Below are 19636 nucleotides of genomic sequence, written 5' to 3'. Positions count from 1 at the left end.
GAAGGGGATCAGGCCACGGCACGTGGCGGATGGATGCGGGTGGGCATCCAGGCAATGAGGGGAATGAAGGCCAGCGCGACCAACGCGACCAGCAGGTAGAGATCGGCCGAGGTCAATGCCTGCACCTGCGCATGCAGGCGCGCGCCCAGTTGCGGCCCCTCGGCCAGCCACGGCTGTTCGCCGAGGCGGTCGACCAGCACGGTTGAATGGAAGTGTCGGCGTCCCTGCGCGACCGCTTCAAGCACGCCGCTGGCCAGTACCGCGGCAAAGCCCTTGACCGTGTTGAACCACGCCGAGGCGAAGGGGCCGTCCTGTGGCGCAAGGCCACCGGTGGCCAGCATCAGCAGCGGCAGTACGGCCATCGGCTGGGCAAACACCTGCAGCAACTGCACCCACAGGAAGTTGTCGCGGATCCAGCTCACGTCCAGATGTGCGCCCAGCCAGCAGGCCAGCGCCAGCATCGCCAGGCCGGTGGCCTGCACCCAACGGCAATCGATCGCGCGGATGTTCAGCAATGCGGCGACCAACGGCAGCGCGATTACCTGCGGCACGGCCACCCACAGCAGCATCGGCGCGGTCTGTTGCGGCCGATAGCCCTGCACGCTGGCGAGGAAGCCGGAGGGGATTGAGATCACCGCCAGCAGCACGAACAGCACGCCACCGAGAGTAGTCAGCGAATAGCTGAGGTTGCGGTTGGCCAGCAGCTGCAGCTTGAAGAACGGCAACGGATGGAACCACTCGTTGACCATGAAAAGCACCAGCAGGCCCGCACCGCCACCCAGCATCAGGGTGATCAACGACGAGTCGAACCAGTTCAAGCGCGGGCCCTGTACCAGGCCCAGTACCAGCAGCACCAGCGCCGGTAGGCCGAGCATCAGGCCGACGCCGTCGAACTGGGCGAAGCGCTCCAGCCGCAGGGGATCCTGTGGCAGACCCCAGCCGACCATCGCCATCGCTGCCAGGCAGTACGGCACGATCTGCCAGAACGCCCAGTGCCAGCCAACCTGCTCCACCCAGAACGCGGCCAGCGGGATGCCCATGCTCGGCCCGAAGGTGGCGGTCAGTGCGTAGGCGGCCAGGCCGTACAGCTTGATGCCCGGCGGCAGGAAGCGCAGCGCCACGCTCATCAGCAGCGGCGGCAACGCGCCACCGCACAGGCCCTGCAACGCGCGTAGCACCAGAAAGGTCTGCAGGTTGGGTGCCAGCGGGCACAGCACGCCCAGCACCATGAACCCGCCGATCATCGCCAGCGCAAAACGGCGCAGCGAGAAGGTAGCGGCGCACCACGGTGCGAATGCCATCGCGCTGACCGACATCGCGCTGTACAGCGCCAAGATCCAGCTGCCGTCATCGACGCTGAAACCCATCGCACCGCGGATGTCGGCCAGTGCGACCTTGGTGACGTTCTCGTTGAAGCCCGACACCAGTACCGCCAGCAGCACACCGCACAGCCCTACCAGGATGCGCCGGTCGAGCCCGGGTGCAGCGACGGGCCGGGGCGCTGCCGGCGCCGGCAATACGGCGGCAGGCGTGCTCACTGCCGGCCGCCGATCCGTGCAGTGCACGGCATATATGGAGTCATTGGATTGCGCTCAGTGAAACTATCGGGAGCGCAGTCTAGAAAGGCCGTTGCCTGCGAAAAATGGCCTACCCGGCATCGCAGGCGTGCGTCCGGCGCACGCCTGCAAGCGATCAGTGGCGGGCCGCCTCGACCGAATCGCACATCCCCTTGATCGCCCGCCGCAGCCACTGGTGCGCCGGGTCATTGTCCATGCGCGGGTGCCAGGCCTGCACCAGTGCCACGGTGCGTACCGGCACCGGCAGCGGGAACATGCGCAGCGGCAGGCCCATGTGGGCGATGCGGTCGAGCATCACGCTCGGCATCTGCGGCAGGACCAGGTCTGAATCAGCAGCAGCGAAGATCGCACCGTGGAAGGTGGGGATGACTACCGCTACCCGTCGCTGCAGGCCGAGCACGGCCAGTTCTTCGTCGATCGGGCCGTGCGCCAGCCCGCGCCGGGACACGGCGATGTGGTCGCAGGCCGCGAAGCGCTCAGCACTGATGTCACCGTCGAACAGCGGATGATCCTCGCGTGCGGCGCCCAGCAGCGAGGTGGTGAACAGGTGCTGCACCTTGGTTTCCGGGCTGTGCTTGCCCGCGGTGCTGATGTACAGGTCGATCCGCCCCTGCACCATCGCATCGTCATCGGTATCGCCTTCGGGCACGAAGCGCAGCATGCAGCGCGGTGCCTGTTGACGGAACACCTCGCGCAGGCGGCCACCATAGCTGCCGATGAACACATCGTTGGCGCGCACGCTGAACGTGCGTTCCAGCGTGGCCATGTCGACCTCACGGCCGGCATTGAACACGCGGTGTGCCTGCTCGATCACATCGCGCACCTGCTCACGCAGTTCCAGCGCGCGGGGCGTGGGGGCAAGGCCACGGCCGGCGCGCACCAGCACCGGATCGCCCAGCGCCACCCGCACCCGGCCGAGGGTACGGCTCATCGCCGGCGCACTGAGGTTCATCCGCCGCGCGGCAGCGGCCACGCTGCATTCGTCGATCAGCACGTCCAGTGCCAGCAACAGGTTCAGGTCCGGCAGGGGCATGGCAGTCTCCCGTAAATGCGGTGACTCTACTGCAATCCAAACCACCCAGAGTTGCGTCCGGCGCACGCATTGACTGCGGCGCACGGCATGGGTGCGCGCGACGACATGCGCGACCATCAGCGCCCTGCAAAGGAGCTTTTCATGTTCAACACCCTGTTGGTCGCGCTTGATGGCGGCCCCCAGCACGACCGCGTGCTGGACCTGGCCGCCGCCATGGCCGGCCCCCGCAGCCGCCTGCACCTGCTGTGCGTGCTCGACCCCGAATTCGCACTGGCAGCAGATGCCAGCGATGCCGACCGCCGCGAATATCCCGCCGCCGCCCGCCAGCAGGCGCATGCCGAAGCGGTGCTGGCCGACGCTCTGGCCGAGCTGCGCGAGCGCGGCGTGGACGCCATCGCACAGCTGCCCTGCGGCGACCCGGGCGAAGTGATCAGCGCGCAGGCGCGTCGCCTGCAGTGCGACCTGATCGTCATCGGCCACCGCCATCTGTCACGCCTGCAGCGTCTGTTCGAATCCTCGGTCGGGCAATGGACCATCGACCATGCGCCGTGCCCGGTGCTGGTGGAAACCCGCGATCGGTAGGTGCCCTTCGCCAGCGCTGATCGGCCGCGCACCATCCTGCCGCGACCGTGGCGCAGGCGTGCTCAACAGTCCAGCGTGCCGTGTGCGCCGCCGTCGTCGTCCAGCACGTGTGCGTGCAAGGTCACCTGGTTGCGGCCGGCACGCTTGGCCGCGTACAGGCCGGCATCGGCATCGGCCAGCAACTGTTCGGCGCTGGCCAGCGCCGGTGGATGCAGGTAGCCCACCCCCACGCTGATGCTGACCGGGCCCTCCGGCAGTGGCAGCGCTTCCACCGCCTCGCGCAGACGCTCGGCCAGTGCCAGCACACCCGACAGCGGGCTGCCAGGCACGATCACTGCGAACTCCTCACCGCCATAGCGCGCCACGCTGTCAGCCGCGCGCCCGGCGGTGGCCTGCAGCACCGCGGCCACTGCCTGCAGGCAACGGTCGCCAGCGGGATGACCGTGCTCGTCGTTGAATGCCTTGAAATGGTCGATGTCCACCAGCAGCAGGCCCAGTTCGGTGCCGCTGCGGCGCGCGCGGTTCCATTCGGCCAGCAGCAGCGTATCGAACTCACGGCGATTGGCTACGCCGGTCAGGCCGTCCTGCCGCGCCAGCTGATCCAGGCCCGCTTGACGTTCCAGCAGATCGATCTGCAGCAGCGTGCTGCGCAGGCCGAAGCCCAGCGTCGCCACCACGAAGCCGGTCACCGCCAACGGCCGCGCATGGTCCACCACCAGGGTGCCGACCACCAGCAGCAGCAGGGGCAGGATGATCGGCCCGCCCGCCTGCACCAACCGCAGCAGGCGCGGATGCAGCACGAAGCCCGGCGCGGGTGCCTGGCGCAGCGCCAGTACCGCCAACAGCAGGAACGGCAGGTCGATCAACAGATCGTTGTAGGCGCCGAACGACTGCTCGGCGGTGTAGTGATTGATGTAAAACGCCAACAGCAGATAGGACAGCGCATACAGCGCCAGCGCGCGGTAGAAGCTGCGCCGTTCAGGCGCGTCACCGGCGACCCAGCGCACCACCGCGAAAGCGGCGATGCACAGGTTCTGGATGTCGAACATGCGCTGCATGTGCGCCATCGCCTGGTCGTCAATATCGATGCGGTCGGCAAAGGACTGGGTATGCACGAAGAACAGCACGCCCAGCAGGGCGGCCATCACGCCATCGATCAGGCTGATCATCCGGCGTTCGCGACGGGCGCGGGCGAGGATGAACACCAGCGGCACGCCGTACAGCACATACAACAGCAGGCTGGCGCGCGGGGTGATGTCGGCCCGGCCAGCCCCCAGGGCGTCGGCCATGTTGAAGGCCATGCCACCGGCCCAGAGCAGCAGCGCCAGTGCAGTGGCCCGCCAGCCCAGTGCAGCGCGGTCGCGCTGGCCGCGCCACAGGCAGGCCGCGGCGGCCAGCAGAGGCGCTGCGGTCAGGAACACGAACGAGCCGCCACCGGCCGCACCCGGCCAGAACGCCACGACCACGCCGTGGCAGATCACGAACATCAGCGCCAGCACAACCAGCATGCATCCCCCATGCGCAAGGCCGTATGGCGGCACGATAGCGCGCCGCCACGCCACAGCGGCGTGATCCGCGTTGGAAAAGACGGATACGCGACAGTGGCAGCCGTCTCGCGAAATGGTTGCCCGGCGACGCTCGCGGGCCAGCCGGGAAGCCGCCCGACAGCCGCGACCTGTAAAATGCGAAAATCCCTCCCCATCCTGGCGAGCGCCTCCGCGCCGGCCACCCCAGATATCCCGTGAAAACCCCCGAAGGACTGCGCGCGCTGATCGACGACGGCGTGATCGATGAAGTGCTACGCCCGCTCAAGAGCGGCAAGGAAGCGGCCGTGTACGTGGTACGCAGCGGCAACGAGGTGCGCTGCGCGAAGGTCTACAAGGACATGGCCCAGCGCAGCTTCCAGCAGCGCGTGCAGTACCAGGAAGGCCGCAAGGTGCGCGGCAGCCGTGAGGCGCGTGCGGTGGGCAAGGCCAGCAAGTACGGCCGCAAGCAGCAGGAAACGGCCTGGAAGAACACCGAGGTGGACTCGCTGTACCTGCTGCGTGATGCCGGCGTGCGCGTGCCCGAGCCATACGGCTACTTCCACGGCGTGCTGGTGATGGAGCTGGTCACCGATGCCGACGGTTTCTCCGCCGCCCGCCTGGGCGAAGTGGAACTGGAGCCCGAACAGGCCCGCCAGTTCCACCAGACCCTGGTCCGCCAGGTGGTGCGCATGCTGTGCTGCGGCCTGATCCATGGCGATCTCTCGCCGTACAACGTGCTGGTCGGTCCCGATGGCCCGGTGGTGATCGATTTCCCCCAGGTGGTCAGTGCAGGCGGCAACAACGCCGCGCGCAGCATGCTGCTGCGGGACGTCAACAACCTCACCGCCTACTTGGGCCGTTTCGCCCCTGAACTGCTGGACAGCTGGTATGGCGAGGAAATGTGGGCGCTGTTCGAGGCTGGCAGCCTGCTGCCGGACAGCGAGCTCACCGGCACCTTTGTGCACGATGAATCTACCGTCGACCTCGACAGCGTGCGCCACGCCATCAACGATGCGCGCGAAGAAGCCCTGATCCGCCAGCAGGGCCGTGAAGCGGCGGAAGAAGACGACGACGTATAAGCGCCACGCCATGCGTGGCGGCTCGACGCTACGGACAAGCCAGAGCAGCCGAGCGTGGGCTCGGCTACAGGGTCAGGCCTTCAGTGCGCGCGCGTGGTGGGCGATGTGCTCGCCGATGAAGCTGGCGATGAAGTAGTAGCTGTGGTCGTAGCCCGGCTGCAGGCGCAGGCTCAGCGGATGGCCGGCCGCTTGGCAGGCCTGCTGCAGGCGCTGAGGCTGCAGCTGGGTCTGCAGGAACTCATCCCCCTCACCCTGGTCGACCAGCAGCGGCAGTCGCTCGCTGGCGTTGGCGATCAGCGCGGTGGCGTCCCACTGCGCCCAGTCGGCCGGGTTGTCACCGAGGTAGGCCGTGAACGCCTTCTGTCCCCACGGCACCTGGCTGGGCGCAACGATCGGCGAGAACGCCGACACGCTGCGGTAGCGTCCCGGGTTGCGCAGCGCGATCACCAGTGCACCGTGCCCCCCCATCGAATGGCCGCTGATCGCGCGTGCGTCGTTCACCGGGAAATTTGCCTCGATCAGCGCCGGCAGTTCCTGCACCACGTAGTCATGCATGCGGTAGTGCTTCGCCCACGGCGCACGGGTAGCGTTGAGATAGAAGCCCGCGCCCTTGCCCAGGTCATAGCCCTCGGCATCGGCCACGTCATCGCCGCGCGGACTGGTATCCGGGGCGACGATGATCACGCCGTGCTCCGCCGCATAGCGCTGCGCACCGGCCTTGGTAATGAAATTCTGCTCGGTGCAGGTCAGTCCGCTCAGCCAATACAGTACCGGCAGCTTCTGGCTGGCGGCCTGCGGCGGCAGGTACACGGCGAACTGCATGTCGCAGCCCAGCGTGGTCGAATGATGGCGGTAGACGTCCTGCCAGCCACCGAAACAGGCGCGGTGTTCGATGCGTTCCATGATGTTCTCCTGCGCGGTGCGTCAGCGCACGCGTGCTTCTGGTAGATGCCGACCTTGGTCGGCTTATCCACGCACGGCGTGGATGCCTTTGTTTATCAGTTCATCCAGCTGCGCCAGCAGGCGCTGCAACGGTTCGACGCCAGGCTGGCCATCAAGATTGCGATAGGCCGCCACGGCCACATCGCTGCGCGGCGGCCATTGGCCGTCAGCGCGGGCCTCATGCAGACGCGGCAGGAATACCTGCCCCAGCCACTGCTCGAACGGCATGCCGTCGTCGCTGCCGAAGGCCGAGGTCACCGCACGCGGCGGCCCCACTTCACCCACGACCCAGCCCAGCGCGCGCAGCGCCTGTTCGATCGGGGCCACCAGGGCCGCGCGCGGGTCTTCCGCACGCGGCCGGCGCAGGGCATCCAGCCAGCCCATGGCGCGCCTCAGTAATGGACCACCGAACGGATCGACTTGCCTTCATGCATCAGGTCGAAAGCTTCGTTGATCTTGTCCAGGTCCATGGTGTGGGTGACGAACGGGGCGAGCTCGATATCGCCCTTCATCGCGTCTTCGACCATGCCCGGCAGCTGGCTGCGACCCTTCACGCCACCGAACGCGGTACCCATCCACTTGCGGCCGGTGACCAGCTGGAACGGACGGGTGGAGATCTCCTGGCCCGAACCGGCCACGCCGATCACCACGCTCTGGCCCCAGCCGCGGTGGGCGCATTCCAGCGCCGCACGCATGACGTTGACGTTGCCGATGCACTCGAAGCTATGGTCCACGCCCCAGGTGGTCATTTCAACAATGACCTGCTGGATCGGCTTGTCATGATCCTTCGGGTTGATGCAGTCGGTGGCGCCGAATTCGCGGGCCAGCTCGAACTTGGACGGGTTGGTATCCACCGCGATGATGCGGCCGGCCTTGGCCTGGCGCGCGCCCTGGATCACCGCCAGGCCGATGCCGCCCAGACCGAACACGGCCACGCTGTCGCCTTCCTGCACCTTGGCGGTGTTGTGCACCGCGCCGATGCCGGTGGTGACGCCGCAACCGAGCAGGCAGACGTGCTCAGGGTTCGCGTCCGGGTTGATCTTCGCCAGCGACACCTCGGCAACGACGGTGTATTCGCTGAAGGTCGAGCAGCCCATGTAGTGGTAGATCGGCTCGCCGTTGTAGCTGAAGCGGCTGGTGCCATCGGGCATCACGCCCTTGCCCTGGGTGGCACGCACCGACACGCACAGATTGGTCTTGCCGCTCTTGCAGAACAGGCACTCACCACACTCGGCGGTGTACAGCGGAATCACGTGGTCGCCCGGCTTCACGCTGGTCACGCCCTCGCCCACTTCCACCACGATGCCGGCGCCTTCATGGCCCAGCACCACCGGGAACAGGCCTTCCGGATCATCGCCGGACAGGGTGAACGCATCGGTGTGGCAGACACCGGTGTGGGTGATCTTGACCAGCACTTCGCCCTGCTTCGGCGAGGCAACGTCGATCTCGACGATCTGCAGCGGCTGACCGGGACCAAAGGCGACGGCGGCACGGGATTTCATGATGGCACTCTCCAAAAAGGACTTGCGGAAAACAGGATGCGCGGCGCTGTGTCGCGCCGTCGTTCATTTCAGGTACGAGCGGATCAACGCGCTCATGTCGCGCACGCGTTCGGCGCGTTGTTCATCGGAAGCGGCAGGCTGGCCGAACTCCTCGCGCAGGTGCGCTTCCATCACTTCGGACATCAGGCCGTTGACCGCCCCGCGGATGGCGGCGATCTGCTGCAGCACGGGCCCGCAGTCGGCGCCGGCTCCCAGCGCGCGGTCCAGCGCATCGCACTGGCCACGGATGCGGCGCACGCGGGCGAGCACCTTCTTTTTTTCGTCGGGGGAGTGCGGCATGGGAGGCCAGCCTCGGAACTATACTGGGGGATAGTATACAGACAGCTGCCGCCACCTCAATCCCGTATCAATCGAATGCCCCCTCTGCAGCCAACCGGGTCAGCTCCTCCACCACGTACCGCACCTTCGGCCGCAGGTGCCGGGTCTGCGGCCATAGCGCGTGGATATCCACGTGATGCTGCGTGCAATGGTCCATCACCGACTGCAATGCACCCGATTCCAGATGATGACGCACCAGTGACATCGGCATCTGGCAGATTCCCAACCCGGCGATGGCACCCTCGATCACGGCATCGCCATCGTTGAGCTGGTGCGTGGCACTGGGGATGAAGCTGCCGTTGGTGCCCTCGCTGCCGATCCGCCATGCCACCGACTGGCCATGACGGAAGCCGACCACGCTGCGATGGCCCCGCAGCTCGTCCAGCGTCTGCGGCACACCAAAGGCCTGCAGGTAAGCCGGCGACGCACAAGTCACCAGCCGCTGGCTGGCCAGCTTGCGCGCGACCAGATGCTCGGCATGGTGCAGGCCGCCGAAACGGATCAGCAGGTCGATGCCTTCCTCCAGCGGATCGACGAAGTGATCGGTGAAGGTCATCGTCAACTGCAGGTCCGGATACTGCTGGCACATTTTCAGCAGCACCGGCAGCACCACCAGCCGCCCGAACGAGGACGGCATGTCGATGCGCAGGCGGCCGCTCGGCAGATGCGCAGCCGAGCCCAGGCAGGCTTCGGCTGCCGCGATTTCATCCAGCGCCGCCGCGCACGAGGCGTAGTACGCCTCGCCATCGGTGGTCAGCGCAATGCGCCGGGTGGTGCGATGGAACAGGCGCACCCCCAGCCGCGCTTCCAGCCGGGCAATGGCCTTGCCGACCGCCGAGCGCGAGATGCCCAGCGCATCGGCCGCTTCGGTGAAGGTGGCCGAGCGCGCCGTGGTGACGAAGGTCGCCAGGCCATTCAGGGATTCGACGGGAAGCATCGGCGGACTCACTCATTGGGGACAGATAGTCCCGCTTGACGGGAAATTTACCGTCTTTATGCGCCTGCATGTCAACTCCATCATGGCGGTGTCGCGCCGCTGGCGCCCTCCCCCGCTCCGAGATGACTGACATGACCTCTCCCCTCTTCCACCCCTACGACCTGGCCGGAACACCACTGCGCAACCGCATCGCGATGGCGCCGATGACCCGCGCCCGCAACCCCGGTGCGGTCGCCAACGAACTCACTGCGCAGTACTACCGGCAACGTGCCAGCGCCGGCCTGATCATCAGCGAAGGCACGCCGGTGTCGGCGCAGGGCCAGGGCTATATCGACGTGCCGGGCATCTGGTCCGCTGAACAGGTCGCCGGCTGGAAGCTTGTCACCGACGCCGTACACGCTGCGCAGGGCGCGATCTTCGCCCAGCTGTGGCACGTCGGACGCATGTCACACAGCTCGCTGCAGCCCGACGGCGGCCAGCCGGTCAGCGCCGGCACGCGACCGGTGGCGAGCGATCCGAAGAACACCTCGTTCGTGTATCTGGACGACGGCAGCCGTGGCCATGCCGATCCGACGCCGCCGCGCGCGCTGCGCACCGACGAAGTGCCGGGTATCGTCAGCGACTTCGTACGCGGCGCTGAAAATGCCATCGCCGCCGGCTTCGATGGCATCGAGCTGCATGCTGCCAACGGCTATCTGTTCGAACAGTTCCTCAACCCGGTCACCAATGATCGGCAGGATCTCTACGGTGGTTCACTACGCAACCGCGCACGGCTGATCCTGGACACCGTGGATGCGATGGCCTCGCGCATCGGCGCGCACCGCATTGGCGTGCGCCTGGCGCCGAACAGCCAGACCTTCGACATGCCGGCCTATGCAGAGAACGAAGCCAGCTATCTTTATCTGGCCGAAGCGCTTGGCAAGCGCGGGCTGGCGTATGTGCATCTGAACGACAACTACCTGCGCGGCGCGCCCGTCATCGGCGAAGCGTTCCTGAAGACCTTCAAGCAGAGCTACGGCGGCACCGTGATCCACGCCGGTGGGCTCACACGTGAGCGTGCTCTGCGCCTGGTCGAGGACGGCGTCATCGACCTCGCCGCGTTTGGCCAGCCGTTCATCGCCAACCCGGATCTGGTCGAGCGCCTGCAGCGCGATGTACCGCTGGCCGTGCCCGATCGCAGCACCTATTACGGTGGCGGCGTCGAAGGCTACCTCGACTACCCGCTCGCACAGTAGATCCACGCCACGCGTGGATGCGGTGCATCGGCAGCCGCCGGTGTGCCGCGCCTTGCTGCAGCCAGACCGCAAGCGCATCGTTGTCCGGCATCCCATCGGCCATCCTCCATGCTCCCCTCAGCCGCGTCTTTCATCGTCAACCTCGACGTACCCGATCTTGTAGCTGCCGAAGCCTTCTACACCCAGGCCTTCGGCCTGCACAGCGGCCGACGCCTCGGCACCGGCGCGCTGGAACTGCTCGGTGGCCCCACGCCGCTGTACCTGCTGCAGAACGACGCCGGCAGCGCAGCGACCGAAGACGGCGATGTGCGCGACTACGAGCGCCACTGGACGCCGCTGCATCTGGACTGGGTGGTGGATGACATCGAAGCCGCGGTGGTGCATGTGGTTGCGGCAGGGGCGACGCTCGAGCAGTCCGTCCGCGAGCGTCGCTGGGGCCGCATCGCCGTGCTGTCCGATCCCTTCGGCCACGGCTTCTGCCTGATCCAGTTCAGTGGCGAAGGCTACGACGCGCTGGTCGAATGAGCGGCGCGCCGCTCACCACGGCAGCGGCACCGCTTCGCCGTTGGCGCGCTCGCCGTAGTACAGCGACGGCAGCAGCCGCGACAGGAAACTGAACTCGGTATAGCAGTGCTTTAGCAGACCCAGGCCGATCGCATCGCTGGCATCGCGCTGCGGATCTTCAGTGTCCAGGCCCAGCACGAAGCGGCTGCGCAGCACGCAGCCGAACGGCGTATCGCGCGCGACGTGCAGCATCTGCCCGTCGCAGGGATCACCGTGTGCGTCCAGACGAACGTGGTCACCAAAACCGATGCGTGCGGCAATCACCGCCGAGACATCGCCCGCATCCTGCGCCGTCTGCAGACGCCCAGGTGTGAGCAGCGTGCGCGGATCATGGAACTTCAGGCGTGCCGCCACCGGCGGAATGTCGGCCAGCGATTCCACCGCATGGATGCTGGCGCCATGGTAACTGCGCCCACGCTGCCAGGCCGCGTCCCAGCCACGATGCTCGACATGGTCCAGCGGGTGCCACCAGCGGATGTGCTGGGTGGTCTCGAAGAAGGTGAACCACCAGTCCAGCATGCGGCCCTTGCAGCCATGCAGATCGGTGCGCACTGCGACCAGCAGGGTGCCGTCTTCACGGCGCTGGATGCCGGTTTCCAGGTGCATCGGCGCCGGGTCGAGCAGATCGTGGTGGTCCAGCCAGGCGTGAGCGTTGGCGACGGTGTCCATGGTGAATCCTTGGGGAGGTGAAGCCCGGACAATACGGAAACGCATTCCGTTTCGCAATTATCGAAATGCGCTAGAATGTGCGCAATGATCGCTACTGCGCCTCCTGATCCGATCGCACCACCCCGTCGCCGCGGGCGTCCAGCACGGCCAGAGGCCGACGTCCGCCATGCCGTGCTGCAGGCGACGCTGGATCTGCTGCTGGCGCAGGGCTATGAAGCGACCACCATTGAGGCGGTCGCCGCGCATGCCGGCGTGGCCAAGAAGACGGTGTACCGGCATGCCGGCAACCGTGATGAGCTGGTAGGCCTGGCGGTGCGCGAGTGGACCGATGGCTTCGCACCGCAGCTGCAACGTGATGCCCGCCACGCCGAAGACGTGCTGCCGCTGCTGCACGACATCCTGCAGGCGGTATGCGCGCAGGCATTGTCAGCACAGGCGGTGCGGGTGTTCCGGCTGTTGACCACCGACTTCCCGGGCAAGGACGCGCTGCTGCGGGCCTACCTCGACAACGGCATCGGTCGCGGCCGCGCACTGCTGGCCGATTGGCTGGCGCGGCAGCAGCAACGCGGCCTGCTGCGTGCCGGTGATCCAGAACGGATGGCGCGTCTGGTGCTGTCCATGGCCGTGGCCGAACCCCTGCGCGAGCGCGCCATCGGTGTGGTTGCCGAAGACGCATCGGTGGATGCGCATCTGCGTGACTGCCTACAGTTGATGGAGCCGATGCTGCGGGCTGCGTAGCAGGCGCCATCCAGGCATGGCAGGGCGTTGCTGCCAGAAGGTGGAGGCCGACCGTTGGTCGGCACTCATCCATCGCGCCGCAGGAAGGACCCGGCAGTAGAGCCACGCCATGCGTGGCTTCGGATCGATGCCGTGCACCCGCGCAGCTCAATCCCGTACGTACGGCATTCTGCTGTCCATCCGCTCAAAGCCGATCAGCGGCTTCAACACTGCCTGTATGTCCTCTTCACTGATGTCACCGCGGGCAATGTCATCCACGCGCGCGAACAGCGCTTCCAGCGCAGCCACCTGATCCCCACGCAACCAATCGCGATGAGTGGACAGCCAGGCCTGCAGGTTCGCACCGATATCGCCTTCCGAAAGCAGCGAATCATCTTCATCCAGTCCAACCACCGCTTCGGCCATCTTGCGGAACAGGAAATCCTGGAGGTTCGCCGCCACCAGGTCGGCGCGATCATCGTCGTGCCAGACCAGCAGTACCGGCGGCTCCGCGAAGCCTGGTGCGTTGGTCCAGAAGCAATAGTTGTCGCCGGCGCCGGTGCGTGCGAACGGCAGCAGCTTCAGGTCTTCACGCAACGGGTTGTAGTGATCTTCGGCGGTCAGGTCTTCCCAGGCCGCGCGCAGTTCATCGGGCTCGATCGGTTCGTACTCGTTCGCGTACAGCAGCACCGGCGGCTGTGCCTGTAGCTGCGGGAACACCTCACGGTACCAGCGCGGCCCCTGTTCGCCCCAGCTGAAGTGGTTGCCTGCGACGAGCTGGTGGAACAGCGGCGGAAAGGCTTGGCCGGAGGCCTGTTCGAGATCGGCGAGCGTGCTCATGGACGTCCTTGTTGGATGAGGGTGGTTACCTTAGCGCGTGCCTGCACCATCCACGCATGGCGTGGATCTACTGTGTGCAACGGCATCCACGCATGGCGTGGATCTACTGTGTGCAACGGCATCCACGCATGGCGTGGATCTACTGTGCAACGCCATCCACGCATGGCGTGGATCTACTGTGCAACGGCATCCACGCGTGGCGGGGTCAAAGTGGGCATGCGGCGATGGTCAGTAGATCCACGCCATGCGTGGATGCGACCCACCACCATTCACTCGCGCAGCATATCCACGAACGCACGCAACGCACCGGGCATCTGCCGCTGCTTCGGGTAGTACAACGCAAACCCGGCGAACGGTTCGCTCCAGTCTTCCAGCACCGCCACCAGTCGGCCATCGTCCAGATACGGGCGCGCGGTGTCTTCCAGCACATAGGCCAGGCCGATGCCATCGAGTACCGCGCCAACCACGGTGCCCTGCTCGCACAGCGTCAGCCGCCCCGGCACGTCGATCTCCAGGGTCTGGCCCTCGCGCTCGAACTGCCACTTGTACAGATGGCCGCTGGCGAAGCGGAAACGCACGCACTCATGCGCGACCAGGTCGCGCGGATGCTGCGGTGCCGGCCGGCGTCGCAGGTACTCGGGCGAGCCCACGATCAAGCCGCGCAGCGGCGGCCCCATCGGCACCGCCACCATGTCCTCGGGCACGAACTCGTGCAAGCGCACGCCGGCGTCGTAACCCTCGGCAACGATATCGACCAGACCATCGTTCTCGGTCAGCTCCACCCGTACATCCGGATGCGCGTGCAGGAAACGCGCCAGACGCGGCCCCAACTGGGTCGCCACCGCCGCCCGCGTCGCGTTGATCCGCAGCAGGCCGGCCGGAACCGCGCGGAAGTGATTCATTTCTTCCAGCGCATCGTGCACCTGGCCCAGCGCCGGCTGCAGGCGCTCCAGCAGCCGTTGTCCGGCTTCGGTCAGGGCCACGCTGCGGGTGGTCCGGTGGAACAGGCCCACCCCCAGCCGTTCCTCCAGCGCGCGGATCGCATAGCTCACCGCCGAGGTCGACAGGGCCAGTTCGGCGCCGGCGCGGCGGAAGCTGCGGTGGCGGGCGACCGCGGCGAAGGCGGCCAGGTGGGACAGATTGTCAGTGGCCATGATTGTGCAGTCTGCCTTGATGAATCATGCCGATATATGCGCTTCTTACCTTGCGGTACGGGGCGTATTGTAAAACGCCTTTCGACAAACCCGCCAAGGATTCCCCATGTCCCTCGCCCGTGGTTACGCCGCCCATACCCATACCGACCCGCTGGTACCCTTCGAGTTCGAGCGCCGCGCGGTCGGCCCGAACGATGTGCGCATCGAGATCCTGTACAGCGGCATCTGCCATTCCGACCTGCACCAGGCCCGCGACGACTGGGGTGGCTCGATCTACCCGATGGTGCCGGGCCACGAGATCATCGGCCGCGTTACCGAAGTCGGCAGCGAGGTCACCCGCTTCAAGGTCGGCGACCACGCCGGCGTCGGCTGCATGGTCGACTCCTGCCGCCACTGCGATGCCTGCGAACACGATCTGGAGCAGTACTGCGCCGAAGGTGCCACCTGGACCTACAACGGCCGTGAACGCGCCGACGGTGCCCCGACCTACGGCGGCTATTCCGACCACGTGGTGGTCGAGCAGCGCTTCGTGGTCAAGGTTTCCGAAACGCTGGACCTGAAGGCCGCCGCGCCGCTGCTGTGCGCGGGCATCACCACCTGGTCACCGCTGCGCCACTGGAAGGTCGGCCCGGGCCAGAAGGTCGGCGTGATCGGTCTGGGTGGCCTCGGCCACATGGGTGTGAAGTTCGCCAAGGCACTCGGCGCGCACGTGGTGATGATCACCACCACCCCGGAAAAGGGTGCCGACGCCAAGCGCCTGGGCGCCGACGAAGTGCTGGTCTCGCGTGATGCCGCGCAGATGAAGGCGCACGCCGGCAGCTTCGACTTCCTGCTCAACACCATCCCGGTCGGCCATGACACCAACCCGTACATGGGCCTGCTCAAGCGTGAGGCGACCATGTGCCTGGTCGGCGTGTTGACCGAACTGGACCCGCCGCTGACCGGTGGCAGCGTGATCTTCGGTCGCAAGCACCTGACCGGCTCGGCGATCGGCGGCATGGCCGAAACCCAGGAAATGATGGACTTCTGTGCCGAGCACGGCATCGTCAGCGACGTCGAGATGATCGACATCAAGAACGTCAACGAAGCCTGGGAGCGCATGGCGAAGAACGATGTGCGCTACCGCTTCGTGATCGACATGGCGACGATGAACAACGCCGCCTGATCCAAGGCGGATGTGGAAACGAAAAACCCCGGCAATGCCGGGGTTTTTTCATTCCTGACGGTAGCGCCGGGCCCGCGTCAGTAAGCGAACTCGCGGAACACCGGATCCACATCGCCGTGCCAGCGGCCATGGAACAGCGCCAGCTTGCGCTCGGCCGGGGTCAGGCCGGACTCGACGATTTCCTGCAGCACGTCCAGGAACTTGCTTTCATCCTGGCCATCGGCATTGTGCGCCGCACGGCGCTTCAGCCCTTCCACGGAAATCTTCACCGCTTCGCGCGCCAGATCGCGCACGGTGCCATTGCGGAACGGCAGGTTCATCGCATGCTTGGGCACCCCATCACGCAGCGCATGGCGTTCAACCAGGCTGAAGTCGCGCACCAGGTCCCACGCCGCATCCAGTGCGGTGTCGTCGTACAGCAGACCCACCCAGAAGGCCGGCAGCGCGCACAGGCGGCTCCACGGGCCACCATCGGCACCGCGCATTTCCAGGTACTTCTTCAGGCGTACTTCCGGGAACGCGGTGGTGGTGTGGTCCGACCAGTCGCGCAGCGTCGGCAGCTGGCCCGGCAGTACCGGCAGCTTGCCCTGCATGAAATCGCGGAAGCTCTGCCCGCTGGCATCGTGATAGATGCCGTCGCGGTAGGAGAAATACATCGGCACGTCGAGCAGGTAGTCGACGTAGCGCTCGTAACCGAAGCCGTCCTCGAACACGAAGTCGAGCATGCCGGTACGGTCGGCATCGGTGTCGGTCCAGATGTGCGAGCGGTAGCTGAGGTAGCCGTTCGGCTTGCCCTCGGTGAACGGCGAGTCGGCGAACAGGGCGGTGGCGATCGGCTGCAGTGCCAACGACACGCGGAACTTCTTCACCATGTCCGCTTCGCTGGCGTAATCCAGGTTCACCTGCACGGTGCAGGTGCGGGTCATCATGTCCAGGCCCAGCGAACCGACCTTGGGCATGTACGAACGCATGATCTTGTAGCGGCCCTTGGGCATCCACGGCATTTCATCGCGCGTCCACTTCGGCTGGAAGCCCATGCCGAGGAAGCCCAGCTGCAGTTCGCCGGCCACCTGCGCCACTTCATTGAGGTGGGTGCCGGTTTCCACGCAGGTCTGGTGGATGGTCTCCAGCGCCGCACCGGACAGCTCCAGCTGGCCCGCGGGTTCCAGCGTCACCGAGGCGCCATCACGCAGCAGGGCGATGGTATTGCCGTTTTCCTGCACCGGCGTCCAGCCGAAACGGACCAGGCCGTTGAGCAGTGCCTCGATGCCGCGATCGCCATCGAAGGTCGGCGGACGCAGGTCATCCAGGCGGAACCCGAACTTCTCGTGCTCGGTACCGATGCGCCACTGCGAACGGGGCTTCTCGCCGGAGGCGATCTCCGCCACAAGTTGCGCGCGGTCGGTAATGGGCGTATCGGCGACGTGGCTGGGGCTCGACAAGGGGGTGGCTCGCTGGACGGTGGCAGGGGATGTGGGGCTGGGAGCCTTGCATCGCAAGGGCGCACTATAGCGTGGCGGCTCGTTACGTCATGCGACGGTGACGGGTTTCAGCATCCTACCGACGCCCTCTTGACCCTCGTACACTCAGGGCCATGAGCCGCCATTCACGACATCCTGAACTGCATCGCGCCGACCGCGTCGGCTGGCTGCGTGCCGCCGTGCTGGGCGCCAACGATGGCATCGTCTCGGTGGCCGGCCTGGTGGTCGGCGTTGCTGCCAGCGGCGCCTCGGCCAGCACGATCCTGGCCACCGGCGTGGCCGGCACCGTGGCCGGTGCGATGTCGATGGCCGCCGGCGAGTATGTGTCGGTGCAGACCCAGGCCGATACCGAGAATGCCGATCTGGCGATGGAGAAGCGCGAGCTGCACGAAGACCCGCACAGCGAACTGGACGAGCTGACCGCGATCTACCGCCGCCGCGGCCTGGAGCCTGCGCTGGCGCGCCAGGTCGCCGAGCAGCTGACCGCCCACGACGCGCTGGGCGCCCATGCACGCGACGAACTGGGTATCACCGATGAACTGCGGGCGCGGCCGCTGCAGGCCGCACTGGCCTCGGCCGGTGCCTTCACCTGTGGTGCTGCCCTGCCGGTGCTGACCGCGCTGCTGGCACCGGTACAGACCGTCGCCACCGCCACGACGGTCAGCACGCTGGCCGGCCTGTGCCTGACCGGCGCGATGGCGGCGTGGGCCGGGGGTGCATCACCGATGCGCGGTGCCCTGCGCGTGATGTTCTGGGGTGCGCTGGCGATGGCAGCCGCAGCGGGTGTCGGCCGCCTGCTCGGCGCGCACGTCGTATGACCGGCATGCCCCCAACCGCCACCGCCCTGCTGGCGGAGATGGCCAGCCTGGCCGGCTGCCAACGCGCCGAAGGCTACGCCTGCATCACCGCCCGCCGCGAGCATGGCGCCAGCTCGGTGGAGATACCGCAGCCGCAGTTCGCGATCCTGCTGGAAGGCCGCAAGCAGGTGCGTACCGCACACCAGTCACTGACCTTCGTCCCGGGCGACATCCTGCTGATCACCCAGCGTTGCCGCATCGACGTGGTCAACACACCCGACCCGCAGACCGGCCGCTACCTCAGCGCGATCGTGCCGCTGTGCACGGAAGTACTGGCGGCGGCGCGCACGCTGTGGAGCGAAGCCTTGCCGACGGCCGGACCGACGCTGGCACGGCAGGCGTTGAACGATCACGCCACGGCGCTGCGCAGCTGGCGGCAGTCGTTGCAGGATGGCCGCTACAGCGAAGCACGGCTGGCGCTGGCCACGCTGGTGCTGGCGTGGTGCCGGCAGGGCCACGGCAACCTGTTGTTGCCGCACGCACCGACGCTGGGCGAACAGATCCGCGACCGCATCGCCGCCGAACCGGCACGCGACTGGCAGTCGCGCGACGTTGAAGCACACTTCGCGCTGAGCGGTGCGACCCTGCGGCGGCGGTTGGCGGCTGAAGCCACCAGCCTGCGCCAGCTGTTGACCGAAGCGCGCCTGGCCCACGGCATGCAGCTGCTGTACACCACCGATCTGCCGCTGAAGACCGTGGCCGCGCGCGCGGGGTATCGTTCTGCAGCGAGCTTCAGCAAGCGCTTCGCCGAGCAGTACGGGCTCGCTCCTAGCGACATCTAGGGGTGTTCGGCAGGGCTGCGCCCTGCACCCGCAGAGGCAATGGCAACAGCCGAAGCAACAGCAACAGCGTGCATTCCGTGGGATGGCGCGGCGGTGTCGGAGTGCGGGGACGCCGCAAGTACGTCCCTGTAGGCTTGGCAGCCGCATCCATGCGGCTGACACCCCGCACTCCGACACCGCCCCACCCCTGACAGTTTCCCGGTGACCCAGTAGATCCACGCCATGCGTGGATGATTTCCTCCAATTCCATTCGATTCATTTCGATGATTCCGAATTGAATTCGAAGAGCATCCACGCACGGCGTGGATCCATGTGTCGACCAAGGTCGACACCCACCAAGAGCAGGTCATGCCATCCCAACGGATCGCGGAAATCTGTCGAAGGCGGGGTGGGTCCGGTTGCGGGGGCGTAAGCGCCATGGATGGCGCGACCGAGCTTACAGGGACGTACTTGCAGCGTCCCCCGCAACCGGACCCACCCCGCCTCCCCACAGGAAGCCCGCTTCTGCTGTTGCTCCGGCCGTTGCCGTTGCCGTTGCTGTTGCTTCTGCGGGTGCAGGGCGCAGCCCTGCCGATAACCCCCCTTGAGCATTCCGCGCAGTGGTTTGAGCGCCGCA

At 66.7% G+C, this 19636-nt stretch carries 20 protein-coding genes; 8 read left to right on the top strand and 12 right to left on the bottom strand.

The window, feature by feature from the left end; translation table 11 throughout:
• Positions 1-8: 8 nt before the first annotated feature.
• Together CR919_RS16730 and CR919_RS16725 are read right to left on the bottom strand one after the other, a co-directional pair.
• The gene (locus CR919_RS16730; RefSeq protein ID WP_099820972.1) at positions 9-1538 is read right to left on the bottom strand and encodes an MFS transporter; all 1530 of its coding nucleotides are present in this window, start codon (positions 1536-1538) and stop codon (positions 9-11) included.
• Between the two features lie 154 nt (positions 1539-1692).
• Positions 1693-2610, bottom strand: coding sequence for a LysR family transcriptional regulator (locus tag CR919_RS16725; protein WP_099820971.1), 918 nt, complete (start codon positions 2608-2610; stop codon positions 1693-1695).
• A gap of 141 nt (positions 2611-2751) precedes the next feature.
• Here CR919_RS16725 and CR919_RS16720 point away from each other — a divergent pair, with 141 nt between their 5' ends.
• Complete coding sequence (locus CR919_RS16720; RefSeq protein WP_099821019.1) at positions 2752-3192, top strand: universal stress protein; 441 nt, start codon at positions 2752-2754, stop codon at positions 3190-3192.
• A 62-nt stretch (positions 3193-3254) separates the two neighbouring features.
• Here CR919_RS16720 and CR919_RS16715 read toward each other — a convergent pair whose 3' ends face one another.
• The gene (locus CR919_RS16715; protein ID WP_099820970.1) at positions 3255-4700 is read right to left on the bottom strand and encodes a GGDEF domain-containing protein; all 1446 of its coding nucleotides are present in this window, start codon (positions 4698-4700) and stop codon (positions 3255-3257) included.
• A gap of 233 nt (positions 4701-4933) precedes the next feature.
• On the opposite strand from CR919_RS16715, the gene CR919_RS16710 reads away from it, so the two are divergent.
• Positions 4934-5797, top strand: a complete 864-nt coding sequence (locus tag CR919_RS16710) for a PA4780 family RIO1-like protein kinase (protein WP_099820969.1) — start codon at positions 4934-4936, stop codon at positions 5795-5797.
• Positions 5798-5869: 72 nt separating this feature from the next.
• On the opposite strand, the gene fghA is transcribed toward CR919_RS16710, so the two are convergent.
• From fghA to CR919_RS16685, 5 genes are all read right to left on the bottom strand, one after another.
• Complete coding sequence (gene fghA / locus CR919_RS16705) at positions 5870-6700, bottom strand: S-formylglutathione hydrolase (protein WP_099820968.1); 831 nt, start codon at positions 6698-6700, stop codon at positions 5870-5872.
• 63 nt (positions 6701-6763) lie between these two features.
• On the bottom strand, positions 6764-7123 hold the full coding sequence (locus CR919_RS16700; protein WP_099820967.1) for a YqcC family protein: 360 nt from the start codon (positions 7121-7123) through the stop codon (positions 6764-6766).
• An 8-nt stretch (positions 7124-7131) separates the two neighbouring features.
• Positions 7132-8241 carry an S-(hydroxymethyl)glutathione dehydrogenase/class III alcohol dehydrogenase gene (locus CR919_RS16695; RefSeq protein ID WP_099820966.1) on the bottom strand — a complete coding sequence of 370 codons (1110 nt, stop codon included), beginning with the start codon at positions 8239-8241 and terminating at the stop codon, positions 7132-7134.
• Between the two features lie 63 nt (positions 8242-8304).
• Entirely contained in the window at positions 8305-8580 is a 276-nt protein-coding gene (locus CR919_RS16690) for a metal/formaldehyde-sensitive transcriptional repressor (RefSeq protein WP_099820965.1), read from the bottom strand.
• Between the two features lie 67 nt (positions 8581-8647).
• Positions 8648-9556 (bottom strand): LysR family transcriptional regulator, encoded by a 909-nt coding sequence (locus CR919_RS16685; RefSeq protein ID WP_099820964.1) that lies wholly within the window; start codon positions 9554-9556, stop codon positions 8648-8650.
• A gap of 131 nt (positions 9557-9687) precedes the next feature.
• On the opposite strand from CR919_RS16685, the gene CR919_RS16680 reads away from it, so the two are divergent.
• Both CR919_RS16680 and CR919_RS16675 read left to right on the top strand, forming a co-directional pair.
• A complete protein-coding gene (locus tag CR919_RS16680) occupies positions 9688-10791 on the top strand; it encodes an alkene reductase (RefSeq protein ID WP_099821018.1) in 1104 nt (367 codons plus the stop codon).
• Positions 10792-10899: 108 nt separating this feature from the next.
• Positions 10900-11316 (top strand): VOC family protein, encoded by a 417-nt coding sequence (locus CR919_RS16675; protein WP_099820963.1) that lies wholly within the window; start codon positions 10900-10902, stop codon positions 11314-11316.
• 12 nt (positions 11317-11328) lie between these two features.
• Here the strand turns inward: CR919_RS16675 and CR919_RS16670 are convergent, their stop codons facing one another.
• Positions 11329-12024 carry a hydrolase gene (locus CR919_RS16670; RefSeq protein ID WP_099820962.1) on the bottom strand — a complete coding sequence of 232 codons (696 nt, stop codon included), beginning with the start codon at positions 12022-12024 and terminating at the stop codon, positions 11329-11331.
• A 75-nt stretch (positions 12025-12099) separates the two neighbouring features.
• Between CR919_RS16670 and CR919_RS16665 the strand changes: the two genes are divergently transcribed.
• Entirely contained in the window at positions 12100-12762 is a 663-nt protein-coding gene (locus CR919_RS16665; RefSeq protein WP_099820961.1) for a TetR/AcrR family transcriptional regulator, read from the top strand.
• Between the two features lie 147 nt (positions 12763-12909).
• Here CR919_RS16665 and CR919_RS16660 read toward each other — a convergent pair whose 3' ends face one another.
• On the bottom strand, positions 12910-13581 hold the full coding sequence (locus tag CR919_RS16660) for an SMI1/KNR4 family protein (RefSeq protein WP_099820960.1): 672 nt from the start codon (positions 13579-13581) through the stop codon (positions 12910-12912).
• Positions 13582-13850: 269 nt separating this feature from the next.
• Positions 13851-14735 carry a LysR family transcriptional regulator gene (locus CR919_RS16655; protein ID WP_099820959.1) on the bottom strand — a complete coding sequence of 295 codons (885 nt, stop codon included), beginning with the start codon at positions 14733-14735 and terminating at the stop codon, positions 13851-13853.
• A 106-nt stretch (positions 14736-14841) separates the two neighbouring features.
• Between CR919_RS16655 and CR919_RS16650 the strand changes: the two genes are divergently transcribed.
• Positions 14842-15900 (top strand): NAD(P)-dependent alcohol dehydrogenase, encoded by a 1059-nt coding sequence (locus CR919_RS16650; protein WP_099820958.1) that lies wholly within the window; start codon positions 14842-14844, stop codon positions 15898-15900.
• 77 nt (positions 15901-15977) lie between these two features.
• On the opposite strand, the gene CR919_RS16645 is transcribed toward CR919_RS16650, so the two are convergent.
• Positions 15978-17342, bottom strand: coding sequence for a glutamate--cysteine ligase (locus CR919_RS16645; RefSeq protein ID WP_099820957.1), 1365 nt, complete (start codon positions 17340-17342; stop codon positions 15978-15980).
• Between the two features lie 152 nt (positions 17343-17494).
• On the opposite strand from CR919_RS16645, the gene CR919_RS16640 reads away from it, so the two are divergent.
• Both CR919_RS16640 and CR919_RS16635 read left to right on the top strand, forming a co-directional pair.
• Positions 17495-18199: a VIT family protein gene (locus CR919_RS16640; RefSeq protein WP_099820956.1), complete on the top strand. Its 705-nt coding sequence runs from the start codon at positions 17495-17497 to the stop codon at positions 18197-18199.
• Positions 18196-19020 carry a helix-turn-helix domain-containing protein gene (locus CR919_RS16635; protein WP_099820955.1) on the top strand — a complete coding sequence of 275 codons (825 nt, stop codon included), beginning with the start codon at positions 18196-18198 and terminating at the stop codon, positions 19018-19020. The genes CR919_RS16640 and CR919_RS16635 overlap by 4 nt, the downstream gene beginning before the upstream one ends.
• The last annotated feature ends 616 nt before the right edge of the window (positions 19021-19636 follow it).

This window comes from Stenotrophomonas sp. LMG 10879 (assembly GCF_002750935.1).
Taxonomy (GTDB): Bacteria; Pseudomonadota; Gammaproteobacteria; order Xanthomonadales; family Xanthomonadaceae; genus Stenotrophomonas; species Stenotrophomonas lactitubi_B.
Note: the sequence above shows the minus strand (reverse complement) of the source record. Positions and strands in the feature narration are given on the sequence as shown.

Bases quoted from the DNA above. Each gene is read 5' to 3' on its own strand.
- CR919_RS16725 (WP_099820971.1), bottom strand. From the start codon at position 2,610: ATGCCCCTGCCGGACCTGAACCTGTTGCTGGCACTGGACGTGCTGATC.
- CR919_RS16720 (WP_099821019.1), top strand. From the start codon at position 2,752: ATGTTCAACACCCTGTTGGTCGCGCTTGATGGCGGCCCCCAGCACGAC.
- CR919_RS16715 (WP_099820970.1), bottom strand. From the start codon at position 4,700: ATGCTGGTTGTGCTGGCGCTGATGTTCGTGATCTGCCACGGCGTGGTC.
- fghA (WP_099820968.1), bottom strand. From the start codon at position 6,700: ATGGAACGCATCGAACACCGCGCCTGTTTCGGTGGCTGGCAGGACGTC.
- CR919_RS16700 (WP_099820967.1), bottom strand. From the start codon at position 7,123: ATGGGCTGGCTGGATGCCCTGCGCCGGCCGCGTGCGGAAGACCCGCGC.
- CR919_RS16695 (WP_099820966.1), bottom strand. From the start codon at position 8,241: ATGAAATCCCGTGCCGCCGTCGCCTTTGGTCCCGGTCAGCCGCTGCAG.
- CR919_RS16690 (WP_099820965.1), bottom strand. From the start codon at position 8,580: ATGCCGCACTCCCCCGACGAAAAAAAGAAGGTGCTCGCCCGCGTGCGC.
- CR919_RS16685 (WP_099820964.1), bottom strand. From the start codon at position 9,556: ATGCTTCCCGTCGAATCCCTGAATGGCCTGGCGACCTTCGTCACCACG.
- CR919_RS16680 (WP_099821018.1), top strand. From the start codon at position 9,688: ATGACCTCTCCCCTCTTCCACCCCTACGACCTGGCCGGAACACCACTG.
- CR919_RS16675 (WP_099820963.1), top strand. From the start codon at position 10,900: ATGCTCCCCTCAGCCGCGTCTTTCATCGTCAACCTCGACGTACCCGAT.
- CR919_RS16670 (WP_099820962.1), bottom strand. From the start codon at position 12,024: ATGGACACCGTCGCCAACGCTCACGCCTGGCTGGACCACCACGATCTG.
- CR919_RS16665 (WP_099820961.1), top strand. From the start codon at position 12,100: ATGTGCGCAATGATCGCTACTGCGCCTCCTGATCCGATCGCACCACCC.
- CR919_RS16660 (WP_099820960.1), bottom strand. From the start codon at position 13,581: ATGAGCACGCTCGCCGATCTCGAACAGGCCTCCGGCCAAGCCTTTCCG.
- CR919_RS16655 (WP_099820959.1), bottom strand. From the start codon at position 14,735: ATGGCCACTGACAATCTGTCCCACCTGGCCGCCTTCGCCGCGGTCGCC.
- CR919_RS16650 (WP_099820958.1), top strand. From the start codon at position 14,842: ATGTCCCTCGCCCGTGGTTACGCCGCCCATACCCATACCGACCCGCTG.
- CR919_RS16640 (WP_099820956.1), top strand. From the start codon at position 17,495: ATGAGCCGCCATTCACGACATCCTGAACTGCATCGCGCCGACCGCGTC.
- CR919_RS16635 (WP_099820955.1), top strand. From the start codon at position 18,196: ATGACCGGCATGCCCCCAACCGCCACCGCCCTGCTGGCGGAGATGGCC.